This window comes from Streptomyces sp. NPDC050704, from assembly GCF_040654355.1.
Lineage (GTDB): Bacteria > Actinomycetota > Actinomycetes > Streptomycetales > Streptomycetaceae > Streptomyces.
On record NZ_JBFAHW010000117.1, the window covers coordinates 19,534 to 32,138 of the forward strand.

Sequence of the window (12,605 nt, forward strand, 5' to 3'; positions counted from 1 at the left end):
GGCGGCAACCTTCCCTAACAAGTGTTTGGTAGGTTAGCGTGAGGCTATGACAGACGTCGAGAGTCCGGCGTACGTGCCCGGGCACGGGCTGCTGGCGGAGCGGACCGCCGTCGTCACCGCCGCCGCGGGCGCCGGCATCGGCGGGGCGACCGCGCGCAGGTTCCTGGAGGAGGGGGCGCGCGTGCTGATCAGCGACGCCCACGCGCGGCGGCTCAAGGAGTACGGGCAGGCGCTGGCCCAGGAGTTCGGGGCCGGCCGCGTCGACTCGCTGGCCTGTGACGTCACCGACGAGGAGCAGGTGCGGACGCTCTTCGACACGGCCGCCGAACTGCACGGCCGCCTCGACATCGTGGTCAACAACGCCGGTCTCGGCGGCACTTCGGACCTCGTCGACATGACGGACGAGCAGTGGTCGAAGGTGCTGGACGTGACGCTGGGCGGCACCTTCCGGTGCACGCGCGCGGCCCTGCGGGCCTTTCGCGAGAGCTCTCAGGAGACCGGGCGCGGCGGCGTGATCGTCAACAACGCCTCCGTCGTCGGCTGGCGCGCCCAGGCCGGGCAGGCGCACTACGCGGCGGCGAAGGCGGGCGTCATGGCGCTGACCCGGTGCGCGGCGATCGAGGCGGCCGAGTACGGGGTGCGGGTGAACGCCGTCTCACCGAGCCTCGCCATGCACCCGCACCTGGTGAAGGTGACGAGCCCGGAACTGCTGGCGGAGCTGACCGCCCGCGAGGCCTTCGGACGGTACGCCGAGCCCTGGGAGGTGGCGAACGTGATCGTGTTCCTGGCGTCCGGCTACTCCTCGTACATGACCGGCGAGGTCGTCGCCGTGAGCAGCCAGCATGGGTAGGACCGCCATGCGTAGGGCTGTCCTGCGCGGTACCACGACGTGCGGGACCACAATGTGTTCGTGCCTACCAAGAAGAAGCCCCAGGTGACCGCCTCGCCCGAGCGGCGCCGTGAACTCCTCGGCACCGCTGCCGAGGTCTTCGCCGAGCAGGGCTACAACGCCACCACCGTCCGCAAGATCGCGGACCACGCGGGCATGCTCGCGGGCAGCCTCTACTACCACTTCGACTCCAAGGAATCGATGCTGGAGGAGATCCTGCGGACCTTCCTCGACGAGCTCTGGGACGGGTACGACACCGTTCTGGACGCCGAACTCGGGCCCCGGGAGACCCTGGAGGCCCTGGTCACCGAGTCCTTCCGGGAGATCGACCGGCACCGGGCGGCCGTCGCCATCTACCAGAAGGAGTCCAAGCACCTCGTCGCCCAGGAGCGCTTCGCGTTCCTCGCCGAGTCACAGCGCAAGTTCGAGAAGGCGTGGCTGTCCACACTGGAGCGGGGAGTGGCCGCCGAGGTCTTCCGGGCCGACCTCGACATCCGGCTCACCTACCGGTTCGTGCGCGACACCGTGTGGGTCGCCGCGTCCTGGTACCGGCCCGGCGGGCAGCACAGCCCGGAGGAGATCGCCCGGCAGTACCTGTCGATGGTGCTGGACGGGATCGCTGTACGCGAGCAGCCGTCGTACGTGAACAGCCGTCATACGTGAACAGCCGTTGAGGGCAGTTGATTCGAGGGAGTAGGGAGTTGTCATGGCCGAGGCCTACATCGTCGAAGCGGTCCGTACGCCCGTGGGGCGCCGGAAGGGCGGGCTGAGCGGGGTCCACCCGGCCGACTTGGGCGCGCATGTGCTCAAGGCCCTGGTCGAGCGGTCGGGCGTCGATCCGGCGGCCGTCGAGGATGTCGTCTTCGGCTGTCTGGACACCGTGGGGCCGCAGGCCGGTGACATCGCCCGGACGGCCTGGCTGGCGGCCGGGCTGCCCGAGGAGGTGCCCGGGGTGACGGTGGACCGGCAGTGCGGGTCCTCGCAGCAGGCCGTGCACTTCGCCGCGCAGGGAGTCCTGTCCGGCACCCAGGACCTGGTGGTCGCGGGCGGCGTCCAGAACATGACGCAGATACCCATCGCCTTCGCCTCCCGCCAGGCCGCCGAGCCGCTGGGGCTGACCGAGGGGCCGTTCGCGGGGAGCGAGGGCTGGCGGGCGCGGTACGGGGACCGGCCGGTGAACCAGTTCCACGGCGCCGAGCTGATCGCCGCGAAGTGGGGCATCAGCCGCCGGGATCAGGAGGAGTTCGCGCTCAGGTCCCATGAGCGGGCGCTCCGGGCCATCGACGAGGGGCGCTTCGAGCGGGAGGTGGTGACGTTGGGGGACGTCACGGTCGATGAAGGGCCGCGGCGGGACACGTCTTTGGAGAAGATGGCGGGGCTGCGGCCGGTTGTGGAGGGCGGCACGATCACTGCCGCGTGCTCCTCTCAGGTGTCCGATGGTGCGGCGGCGATGCTGCTTGCCTCGGAGCGGGCTGTTCGTGAGCACGGGCTCACGCCTCGGGCGCGGGTTCACCACTTGTCCGTGCGGGGGGAGGATCCGATACGGATGCTGTCGGCGCCGATCCCGGCCACCGTGTATGCCTTGAAGAAGGCCGGGATGTCGATCGGGGACATCGACCTCGTCGAGATCAATGAGGCGTTCGCGCCTGTTGTGCTGGCGTGGTTGAAGGAGACCGGGGCGGATCCTGAGCGGGTCAATGTGAATGGGGGTGCGATTGCTCTTGGGCATCCGCTGGGGGCGACCGGGGTGAAGTTGATGACGACGCTTCTGCATGAGCTGGAGCGGTCGGGTGGGCGGTTCGGGTTGCAGACGATGTGTGAAGGTGGAGGGCAGGCCAACGTGACTATTGTCGAGCGGCTTTAGGTCGATTGGTTGCGTGCGGGTTGTGGGGGCTGGTCGCGCAGTTCCCCGCGCCCCTGAAGGGGCGCCCCTGGCGGGGCGCCTTAGTTCAGCTTGGCTATGACCTTGTCCGCCTGGGTCATGATTCGGTTGATCAAGTCCGCGCATGACGGCAGGTCATCGATCAATCCCGCCACCTGGCCCGAGGCCATCACCCCCAGGTCTGTGCGGCCCTCGACCATGGATGCGCGCAGGAGCATCGGGGTGTTGGCGGCGAGCAGGACCTGGCTCCAGGACAGGTCCTTGCCGTGTTTCATGGTGAGTCCGTCGCGGATCAGGCGGGGCCAGGAGAGGCCGGAGAGTTTCCGGAAGCCGGCGGCCCGGTGCACCGCCTGGATCAGGGATCTCGTACGGCCCGCTCCCTCAAGGGAGTTGACGAGTTCGGTACGGAGCATGCGGTGCGGCAGGCCGTCCACGGCTCTCGTCACCGTCACGTCCTTCACCGTCGCCGCCAGGTACTCGGCCTTCACCGCGTCCGGCACCGTCGAGTCGGAGGTCAGCAGGAAACGGGTGCCCATCGCGATCCCCGCCGCCCCGTACGCCAGCGCCGCGACCAGGCCCCGGCCGTCGAAGAAGCCGCCCGCCGCGACGACGGGTATGTCCACGGCGTCCACGACCTGGGGGAGGAGGACGGTCGTGGCCACCTCGCCGGTGTGGCCGCCGCCCTCGCCACCCTGCACGAGCACCGCGTCCGCACCCCACGCCGCGACCTTCTCCGCATGGCGGCGGGCTCCGACGGAGGGGATGACGACGACGCCCGCGTCCTTGAGTTCGGCGATCAGCTCGCGGGAGGGGGCGAGCGCGAAGGAGGCCACCTTCACGCCCTCCTCGACGATGACGCGCACCCGGTCGCGGGCGTCCCCCGCGTCCGCTCGCAGGTTCACCCCGAACGGCGCGTCCGTACGGGAGGCGACCTCGCGTACCGCCTCCCGCAACTGGTCGAGTGTCATCGTCGCGGAGGCCAGGATGCCCAGCGCGCCCGCGTTCGCCGTCGCGGAGACCAGGCGCGGGCCCGCCACCCAGCCCATCCCGGTCTGCACGATCGGGTGCCGGACGCCGACGAGTTTCGTGAGCGCGGTCTCCATCAGCGCATCAGCCCTTCCACATCAGTCCTTCCCCATCAGCCGGTGACCTCACGAGCCTGTGACCTCACGGTCGCGCAGTCCCTGCGGGTCGATGACCTCGCGGATCAACTCCAGCTCGGCGGGGGTCGGTTCGCGGGTGTGCGGGATCTCGTCCGGGATCGTCAGCGTGAACCGGGTCGCGGCCACGACCTCCTCGACCGGCACCCCCGGATGCAGCGAGGCGAGCCGCATCGATTGGTCGGGCGTGGCGAAGTCGAAGACGCCGAGGTTCGAGACGACCCTGGGGATGCGGTGATAGCGGGTCGCCGTCGGGCCGGCCGCCGCGGCACTGTCGTACCCCACCCCGCTGATCATGTCGACCTTCTCGACGAAGACCCGCGTCGAGTGCCTGGGCACCCAGTAACTGACCGGGTTGTTGAGGGTGTTGACGGGCGCCCCGCGCACTCCGAGCAGTTGCCGCTTCGGCCGGGACCAGTCGCCGATGCACGAGATGTTCTGGTTGCCGAACCGGTCGATCTGGCTCGCGCCCATCATGATGTGCCGACGCCCGCCGGTCACCATGGTCAGATGCTGCCGGTACGGCAGCCAGCCCTCCGGTGTCCCGTCCAGGCCGACCAGCATTGCCTCGCCGTCGGTCAGCAGCAGGTCCGGCGAGAAGCTGCGCTTGGCGAGGCGGGCGCCGATCGACGGGATCACGCCCATGGGGCTGGCGAGCACCTCCCCGTTGTCCCGCCATGTCTCGGCGCAGGCGATCACGCAGTACTCGGCGCGGGTGACCGTGGTCGTGGCGGTCGTGGCGGTCGTGGCGGTCGTGGCGGTCGTGGCGGTCGTGGTGCTCGCAGTATTCGTAGCGCTCGCGGTGTTCGCGTTGTTCATGGGGTTCACGGCTGCTCCTTGTGCCAGGTCTCCACGGCGGACCGGTAGTCCCGCTCGTCCCCCGTGAGGAACCGCTCGGCGAACTCGGGCCAGGGCGTGGACGCGTAGTACCGCTGGAAGTCCTCGTCCCGCTCGTAGTCGGGTGCGCAGGACGTGAAGTGCGCGCCGCTCGGCGCCTCCACCACGCCGGTCACACTGTGCCGCTTGATCAGCAGGGTCTGCGGGGCCGCCGTCTTCGTCAGCTCGGCGGTGTCGACGATCCGCTCGCAGGAGACGTACGCCGCAGCGGCCGCCTCGCAGAACAGGTCGTCGAAGTACGGGTCCGGGCCCAGGTACTGCCCGTTGCCCGAGTGGTCCGCGCGGTTCACGTGGACCAGCGCGGCGTCCAGGCGCAGGGCGGGCATGGCGACGAACTCCTCCCCGTCGGCGTACGGCGAAGTGACCGTGCGCAGGCCGGGGTTGACCCGCATCACGTCCGAGCCGATACCGGCCCGCACCGGCAGGAAGGGGAGCCGGTTGGCGGCGGCGTGCAGCCCCCACATGAACATCGCCTCGTCGATCTCCATCAGTTCGAGAGCCCCGCGCTCGCGTGCCGCGCGGTAGTGCGGTTCCAGCGGGATCGAGTCGAGGGTCGCGAAGGGGGCGACCAGTTTCCGTATCCTCCCGGCGGCCGCGAGCATGCCCACATCCGGGCCGCCGTACGAGACGACCGTGAGATCGGTGATCCCGGAGCGGAGCAGGGCCCTCACCAGGGCCATCGGCTTGCGACGGGACCCCCAGCCGCCGATACCGAGCGTCATCCCGCTCTCCAGACGGGCGGCGACGTCCTGCGCCGCCATGGTCTTGTCGCTCACCGGTCTCCCTTTCCGTCTGCCTGCTGTCTGTCTGCCTGTCCGCTCGCCTGCCCGTTCGCCTGTCCGTTCTCCTTGCCGAAGGTGGCGCGGACCCGGTCCGCCACCCCGCCGAGGTTGGCCTCGAAGGTGAAGCCCTGCTCGAAGCGGTAGCTGCGGCGCACGTCGACCGGGTCGATGCCGTTGATGGCGGCCTTGGCGAGCCGGATCAGCTGCCCGTCCTTGCTCGCGATCTCGCGGGCCAACTCCAGGGCCGCGGCGGGCAGTTCGGCGCGCGGCACGACCCGCCACACCGAACCGTGCGTGTGCAGCTCGGCCGCGGTGACGGTGCGCGACGTGTAGTAGAGCGCGCGCATCAGGTGCTGCGGAACGAGGCGGGCCAGGTGAGTGGCCGCGCCCAGGGCGCCCCGGTCCAGCTCGGGCAGGCCGAAGACGGCGTCCTCGCTCGCCACGATTGCGTCCGCGTTCCCCACCAGCCCGATGCCGCCGCCCAGGCAGAAGCCGTGCACCGCCGCGACCACGGGCACCTCGCACTCGTACACCGCCGCGAACGCCTCCGCGCAGCCGCGGTTGGCGCCTATCAGCGCGCCGTGGCCCGTCGTGTCCCGCTGCATCTCCTTGATGTCGACGCCCGCGTTGAACCCCCGCCCCTCGGCGCTCAGCACCACGCACCGGACCTCGGCGTCCCGGCCCGCCGCGCGCAGGGCCTCGGCCAGCTCGAACCAGCCCCGCACCGGCAGCGCGTTCACGGGCGGGAAGTCGACCGTGACGACGGAAATCCCCTTTTCCGGGGACGAGGTGGAGACACCCATGGCCGCATCAGCTACCTTTCCACCAAACGTTTGTTAGGTGCGAAGGTAACAGCGAACGCCGACGAGCGGGAGGCCCTGTGGACAAGCGGTCGGACCAGCGCCCGGACCAGCGGCTGGACGAGCGGCCGGGCGATCCCTCGGAGGAACGGCCGGACAAGCGGCTCGCGGTGGTCACCGGTGGCACCCGGGGTGTGGGCGCCGGGATCGCCCGGGCGTTCGCTGCGGCGGGCGCCGAGGTCGTGGTCTGTGCCCGCAGGCCCCCCGACGTGCCGGTCGAGGGCGTCGAGTTCGTGCCCGTCGACCTGCGGGACCCGGCGGCCGTCCGCGCCTTCTTCGACGGGCTGCCCCGCCTCGACGTCCTGGTCAACAACGCGGGCGGCGCCCCGTACCGGCTGCTCACGGACGTGCGGGCCGAGCGGCACGCGCGCGTGATCGAACTCAACCTCACCGCCCCGCTGACGGCGTCCCTCGCCGCGTACGAGCAGCTCAAGCGGGCCCGGGGCTCCATCGTGATGATCGGCAGCGTCAGCGGGACGCGGCCCTCGCCGGGCACGGCGGTCTACGGGGCGGCCAAGGCGGGCCTGGAGAACCTGGCGCGCTCGATGGCCGTGGAATGGGCCCCGGACGTCCGCGTCAACACGCTGGTCGTCGGCATGGTCCGCACCGAGCTGGCCCACCTCCACTACGGGGACGAGGACGGCATCGCGGCCGTCTCCCGAACCGTCCCGCTGGGGCGGCTCGCCGTGCCCGCGGACGTCGGCGCGGCTGCCGTCTTCCTGGCCTCGGACGCCGCCGCCTACATCACCGGAGCGAGCCTGCTCGTACACGGCGGCGGGGAGCGGCCGGCCTTCCTGGACGCCGCGACAGTCAACAAAGAGACATAAAGAGACATGACGGGAAACACCGAAAGGCCGAAAGACCGAGAAGTGCGAGAAGTGCGGGAAACCGAAAGCCGAGAAGGGGACGCGGGATGAGCGGAATCTGCGACGGGCGGGTCGTGATCGTCACCGGTGCGGGGCGAGGGCTCGGGCGGGCGCACGCGCTCGCCTTCGCGGCGGAGGGCGCCCGGGTCGTCGTCAACGACCTGGGGGTCGGGCTCGACGGCTCGCCCGGGCCCGGCAGCCCGGCCCGGCCGGTCGTCGAGGAGATCACGGCGGCGGGCGGTGAGGCGGTCGCGCACGGCGGGGACATCGCGACGTCCGAGGGCGCCGCATCCCTCGTACGCGCGGCCGTGGACGCCTTCGGACGGCTCGACACGCTCGTCAACAACGCCGGTTTCCTGCGCGACCGGATGCTGGTGAACCTCGACGAGGACGACTGGGACGCCGTCATGCGCGTCCATCTGAAGGGGCACTTCCTGCCGCTCAAGCACGCCGCCGCGTACTGGCGGGCGGAGGCGAAGGCCGGGCGCACACCCCGCGCGCGGGTCGTCAACACCAGCTCCGGAGCGGGCCTGTCGGGTTCCGTCGGGCAGGGGAACTACAGCGCGGCGAAGGCGGGGATCGTCGGGCTCACCCTGGTGGCCGCCGCCGAGATGGGACGCTACGGAGTACAGGTCAACGCCATCGCACCGGCCGCGCGGACCCGGATGACCGAGAAGGCCTTCGCACAGGCGATGGCGGCGCCGGACTCCGAAGACGCCTTCGACGCGATGGCCCCCGAGAACGTCTCGCCGCTCGTCGTCTGGCTCGGCTCCGCCGCGAGCGACGGCGTCACCGGCCGGGTCTTCGAGACCGAGGGCGGCCGCATCACCGTCATGGAGGGCTGGCGGCCCGGGCCGACCGCCGACAAAGGGGCGCGCTGGACTCCGTCCGAGGCCGGGGACACGGCACTCAAACTGCTCGCGGAGGCCGAGGCGCCCAGGCCGGTCCACGGAGCGTAGGGAACAGCGCGGGACAGGCAGTAGTGCGATCGGCGTACGACACCTAGGAGACACCCAGGAGCGGGAAGGCTGGACCCCACCCCGCTCCCTCGCGAGGATGCCCAGCAGGGGCGGGCCGCGCAGGCCGTGCGGGAGGTGGGCTCAGGTGGAGTTCGTCGGGCGGGGGGACAGCCTCGCGCTTCTCGCGGCGGCACGTGAGCGCGCCCGCGCCGGGCATCCTCAGCGGGTGCTCGTCGAGGGCCCGGCGGGCATCGGCAAGACGGCTCTGGTCCGCCGCTTCCTCCGCGACGACCCGCACGTCCTGCACGGGGCGGGGGAGGAAGCGGAGTCGGGGCTGGCGTTCGGGGTGCTGGAGCAGTTGCTGGGCGGTAGCGGTAGCGGTAGCGGCAGCGGTGGTGGTGGCAGTGGCCGGTGGGCCGACGCGCATGCGGCCGGGGCCGAACTCCTGGAGGCGCTGAGCGAGGCGCAGGAGGACACGGACCCGGACCCGGACACACAGGAGTACGCACGGGAGGACATGCAGAAGGCCGCCTCCGTCCCCGGCAACCCCGTCGCCCTCGTCCTGGACGACGCCCAATGGGCCGACCACCTCTCCCTCCAGGCTCTCGCCTTCGCGGTACGGCGGCTGCGGGCCGACCGCGTGCTCGTCCTCGTCGTCGTACGGGACGTCGGCGGCGCCCGCCTGCCCGCGGGACTGCGGCGGCTGTTCACGGCCGACGACGCCGTACCGGTGCGGCTCGACGGGCTCGGCCCGGCCGAACTGACGCAACTCAGCCGCGAGGTGGGCGTACGGGGACTCACCACACGGGCCGCCGCGCGGCTGCACGCGCACACCGACGGCAACCCCCTCCACGTCCGTGCCCTCCTCGAACAGGAAGGCACGGGACTTCTGGAGGCACTCGAAGAACCCGGTGTCGCGCCGCCCGCACCCAAGTCGTTCACCGCCCTCGTACTGGCGAAGCTCGCCGCCTGCTCCCCGGCGGCCGACGCCCTGGTCTGTGCGGCGGCGGTACTCGGCACGCACTGTGTGCCGGCCGAGGCGTGGGAGGTCGCCGACGAGGACCTGCTCGACGAGGAGCGCCGTGGCACCGACGTGCTCACCGCACTCGAAGAGGCCGTCCACGCGGGCCTGTTGACGGACACGCCCGGCGAACCGGTGGTCCGCTTCCCGCATCCCCTGGTGTACGCGGCCGTCTACCACCAGCTCGGCCCGTCCCGCCGCGCCGCCCTGCACCTGCGCGCCGCCCGCACCGTCCGGGACGAGGCGCAGCGGCTGCGGCACCGGGCACTCGCGGCCACCGGACCCGACCCGGAACTCGCCGCCGAACTGGCCGCCGTGGGCCGCCGGTTCGCCGCCGGAGGAGCCTGGGCGAACGCGGCGGGACAGCTGACGGCCGCCGCCCGGCTGAGCGCGGACCCGGCGGCCTACGAGCAGTACACCCTCGAAGCCGTCGAGTGCGCCCTGCTCGCCGGAGACGTACCGGACATGGGTGAAGTCGCCCAGCGGATCGCCCGGTTCACGCCCGGCGGCTGGCGCAGCTACCTCCTCGGCCGGCTGAGCCTGTTCGACCTGGACCGGGCCGAGGCGCTGCTCACCGACGCCTGGCACCGGTGCGACCCGACGGACGAACCCGTGCTCGGGGCACGGATCGCGGGCCAGTTCGCCGCACTGCACGGCAGCATGGCGCACGGCCTGGAGATGGCCGAGTGGGCGGACCTTGCGCTGCGGCTCGCACCCGACGACACGGCCACCGACATGATCCGCTACCTGCGCCTGACAGGCCTGGCCCTGAGCGGCCGGGCCGGGACCGCGCTCACCGGGCTCGGTCCGCTGCCCGACCCGGCGCTCGCCACCCCCGCCCAGCTGGAGGAGCTGCTCGGCCGCGGCACCCTGCGCCAGATGACCGGCGACCTCACCGGTGCCCTACGGGACCTGCGCGGCGTCTTCGGCGTCTGCCACGGGCGCGCGGCCTCCTTCCGGGTGGTCGTCGCGACCGTGCTCGCCTCGACCGAGTACCAGGCGGGCCGCTGGGACGACGCGATCGTCCACACCGACCTCGCGCTCTCGCTGGCCGCCGACACCGACCAGCCGCACATCGCCCTGTACTGCCGGATGCTCGCCGCCCAGGTGCACGCCGCGCGGGGCGCGTTCGCCAAGGCGCAGGCCCACGCGCGCGTGGTCCGCTCCTACGCGGTCGGCAGCCATGTGCATCCCGCCCTGTGGGCCGCGCTCGCCGAGGCCCACCTCGCCCGCGCCCAGGGCCGGCCCGAGGACGTGGTCGTCGCTCTGGAACCGCTGCTCGCGCTCCGCCCGCGCGGCGACATCGAGGAGCCCGGCATCGTCCCCTGGGCGGACCTCCTAGCCGAGGCCTGGGCCGCCCTCGGCGACGAGAAGCACGCCGCCCGGGCCCTCGCCCCCTACGAGGTCCTCGCCACCCAGCGCGGACACCACGGCGCCCTGCTCTCGGCCGCCCGGGCCCGCGGCACCCTGGAGGCCGCGCGCGGCGACACCGTGGCCGCCGAGCGCGCCTTCCGCGCCGGACTCAAGCACGCCGGGCACGTCGAGGCCCCCTTCGACCGCGCGCTGCTGCACCTCGCCTACGGCGGATTCCTGCGCCGCGCGGGCCGCCGCACTCGGGCAGGCGAGCAGCTGAGCACGGCCCGCGACCTCCTCGTACGCCTCGACGCGCCGCCCGATCTCACGCGCTGCGAGAGGGAGTTGGCGGCCTGCGGACTCGGGTCCGCCGAGCGGGAGCCGCGGACGCGTGGCGCGGCCCTGCTCACCCCGCAGGAGCTGGCCGTCGCCCGTCTGGTCGCCACCGGGCTCACCAACCGGCAGGTGGCACGCGAACTCGTCATCAGTGTCAAGACCGTCGAGTACCACCTCGGCCGGATCTTCCCCAAGCTCGGCGTCGACTCGCGTACGCGCCTCGCCGCCCGGCTCGCCGACGATCCCGGCCCCTAGAGACCTGAAATCCATGGAAACCCCGGGAACCTGGGGATTCCCCCGGGGCGCACCCCGGGGCGCCCGGACCGCCCTGTCCGTACCGTCCGGAGGGAGCAGTAGGCACAGTTGGCACATAACGGGGGAAAGCAGAACAACGGGGGAAAGCAGAATGCCGGAAAACATCCATCGCACGGTGACGGACGTTCCGCATGCCAAGGTGCGGGCCGTGACCGAGCGGGTCGTGCAGGAACTCGCGCTCGCCGCCGACAAGGTCGCCGCCCATCACGCGGAGCCCGCCAAGTATCCGCTGCCCGCCGACAGGACAGCCGCCGAACACCTGATCGCGCGGCGCTTCCACAGCCTGCCCGACGACAAGAAGAAGCGGGCGGCGGCCGCGGTCGTCGCCGACCTCGGGACCGGTCCCGTACGCGCCAAACGCCTCGGTGACCTGGCCCGCGTCGACCTGCGCTCACCCGCGTCGGTGGACGCGCAGGTCAAGCGCCTCGGCTTCCCCGAGCGGCTGAGGTTCCCGGCCTACGAACTGAGGAGGCTGCCGGCCTCTCTCCTCTCCGCGGAGCCGGCTCCGCGGGCCCTGGCCGCCGTGCCGACCGCCCTGCACAAGCTGGAGTTGCGCATCCGTAAGGTCAAGTGCCTGGACGAGACGGCCGAGTGGGGTTCCGACGAGATCCACCTCGCTGGCAGCGGCGTGGACGCGAGCGGTGACACCCTGGAGATCGGCCGGTTCCGGGTGCGCAGCTTCGACGACGGTGACGTCAAGGTGTACGACCCGCCGCGGCCGTTCCACTGGTTCTATCTCACCGAGGGCATCGCGTACCCGAAGTCGTACTTCGTCACGCTGGTGCTCGCCGAGCTCGACTGGGGCGGGCTCGCGGAGTACGTCAACGCGTTGACCGACCTCGTGCGGAAGAGGGTCGTCGACCGTCTCGGTGCCGCCATCGGGGGTGCGATCGGTGCCTCCGGCGGGCCGGTCGGGGTGCTCATCGGGATGGCCGTCGGGGCGGCGGTCGGGCGGCTCTTCGACCGGCTCAAGGGGCTGTTCGGGGACGACGTGTTCAGGCCCGTCACCGTCGGCGCGGTCATCCCCGCGCTCACCGGACGCTGGTCGGGTCGCCCGATGACGGCTCCGGCGGTCGCCGACTTCAGGGGGTTCGGGGGTCACTACCAACTGACGTACGACTGGCGCATGTTCGACTGAGCCGTCGGGTGATGTCCTCGGGGGACGCGAGGGCCGCCGCCCGTCCGCGGGAGCGGCGGGCGGCGGCCTGGGTTTCTCGCCCCCGCCGCCCCTACCCGTCCCCGACCCCCGATCGGAAGAGCGGGGGGGGGGGGAAGAGGGTGTACA

Annotated in this window: 11 protein-coding genes; 7 read left to right on the forward strand and 4 right to left on the reverse strand. The window is 72.0% G+C overall.

All coding sequences use genetic code 11. The features are described from left to right. Positions 1 to 46 precede the first annotated feature (46 nt). The 3 genes from AB0I18_RS42185 to AB0I18_RS42195 are packed head-to-tail and all read left to right on the forward strand — an operon-like array spanning position 47 to position 2,753. On the forward strand, positions 47 to 850 hold the full coding sequence (locus AB0I18_RS42185; RefSeq protein WP_363111067.1) for an SDR family oxidoreductase: 804 nt from the start codon (positions 47 to 49) through the stop codon (positions 848 to 850). 60 nt (positions 851 to 910) lie between these two features. Further along, positions 911 to 1,552, forward strand: a complete 642-nt coding sequence (locus AB0I18_RS42190; RefSeq protein ID WP_363111068.1) for a TetR/AcrR family transcriptional regulator — start codon at positions 911 to 913, stop codon at positions 1,550 to 1,552. A gap of 43 nt (positions 1,553 to 1,595) precedes the next feature. Then, positions 1,596 to 2,753, forward strand: a complete 1,158-nt coding sequence (locus AB0I18_RS42195; protein ID WP_363111069.1) for an acetyl-CoA C-acetyltransferase — start codon at positions 1,596 to 1,598, stop codon at positions 2,751 to 2,753. An 80-nt stretch (positions 2,754 to 2,833) separates the two neighbouring features. Here AB0I18_RS42195 and AB0I18_RS42200 read toward each other — a convergent pair whose 3' ends face one another. Genes AB0I18_RS42200 through AB0I18_RS42215 form a run of 4 tightly spaced genes read right to left on the reverse strand, consistent with a single transcriptional unit; the run spans position 2,834 to position 6,413 of the window. Then, entirely contained in the window at positions 2,834 to 3,874 is a 1,041-nt protein-coding gene (locus AB0I18_RS42200) for a nitronate monooxygenase (protein WP_363111070.1), read from the reverse strand. 48 nt (positions 3,875 to 3,922) lie between these two features. Continuing rightward, the gene (locus tag AB0I18_RS42205; protein ID WP_363111071.1) at positions 3,923 to 4,759 is read right to left on the reverse strand and encodes a CoA-transferase; all 837 of its coding nucleotides are present in this window, start codon (positions 4,757 to 4,759) and stop codon (positions 3,923 to 3,925) included. After that, positions 4,756 to 5,604, reverse strand: coding sequence for a CoA-transferase (locus AB0I18_RS42210; RefSeq protein ID WP_363111072.1), 849 nt, complete (start codon positions 5,602 to 5,604; stop codon positions 4,756 to 4,758). The genes AB0I18_RS42205 and AB0I18_RS42210 overlap by 4 nt, the downstream gene beginning before the upstream one ends. Beyond that, positions 5,601 to 6,413, reverse strand: coding sequence for an enoyl-CoA hydratase family protein (locus AB0I18_RS42215; RefSeq protein ID WP_363111073.1), 813 nt, complete (start codon positions 6,411 to 6,413; stop codon positions 5,601 to 5,603). Before AB0I18_RS42215 ends, AB0I18_RS42210 begins: the two co-directional genes overlap by 4 nt. 113 nt (positions 6,414 to 6,526) lie before the next feature. On the opposite strand from AB0I18_RS42215, the gene AB0I18_RS42220 reads away from it, so the two are divergent. The 4 genes from AB0I18_RS42220 (at position 6,527) to AB0I18_RS42235 (ending at position 12,458) form a co-directional block, all read left to right on the forward strand. Then, a complete protein-coding gene (locus tag AB0I18_RS42220) occupies positions 6,527 to 7,297 on the forward strand; it encodes an SDR family oxidoreductase (RefSeq protein ID WP_363111078.1) in 771 nt (256 codons plus the stop codon). Between the two features lie 86 nt (positions 7,298 to 7,383). After that, entirely contained in the window at positions 7,384 to 8,295 is a 912-nt protein-coding gene (locus AB0I18_RS42225; protein ID WP_363111074.1) for an SDR family oxidoreductase, read from the forward strand. A gap of 145 nt (positions 8,296 to 8,440) precedes the next feature. After that, complete coding sequence (locus AB0I18_RS42230) at positions 8,441 to 11,260, forward strand: AAA family ATPase (protein ID WP_363111075.1); 2,820 nt, start codon at positions 8,441 to 8,443, stop codon at positions 11,258 to 11,260. Positions 11,261 to 11,411: 151 nt separating this feature from the next. Continuing rightward, the gene (locus tag AB0I18_RS42235; protein WP_363111076.1) at positions 11,412 to 12,458 is read left to right on the forward strand and encodes a hypothetical protein; all 1,047 of its coding nucleotides are present in this window, start codon (positions 11,412 to 11,414) and stop codon (positions 12,456 to 12,458) included. Positions 12,459 to 12,605 lie beyond the last annotated feature (147 nt).

What these genes read in the sequence shown, in the direction of transcription:
- AB0I18_RS42185 (WP_363111067.1), top strand. Translation starts at nt 47, where the DNA reads ATGACAGACGTCGAGAGTCCGGCGTACGTGCCCGGGCACGGGCTGCTG.
- AB0I18_RS42195 (WP_363111069.1), top strand. Translation starts at nt 1,596, where the DNA reads ATGGCCGAGGCCTACATCGTCGAAGCGGTCCGTACGCCCGTGGGGCGC.
- AB0I18_RS42200 (WP_363111070.1), bottom strand. Translation starts at nt 3,874, where the DNA reads ATGGAGACCGCGCTCACGAAACTCGTCGGCGTCCGGCACCCGATCGTG.
- AB0I18_RS42215 (WP_363111073.1), bottom strand. Translation starts at nt 6,413, where the DNA reads ATGGGTGTCTCCACCTCGTCCCCGGAAAAGGGGATTTCCGTCGTCACG.
- AB0I18_RS42225 (WP_363111074.1), top strand. Translation starts at nt 7,384, where the DNA reads ATGAGCGGAATCTGCGACGGGCGGGTCGTGATCGTCACCGGTGCGGGG.
- AB0I18_RS42235 (WP_363111076.1), top strand. Translation starts at nt 11,412, where the DNA reads ATGCCGGAAAACATCCATCGCACGGTGACGGACGTTCCGCATGCCAAG.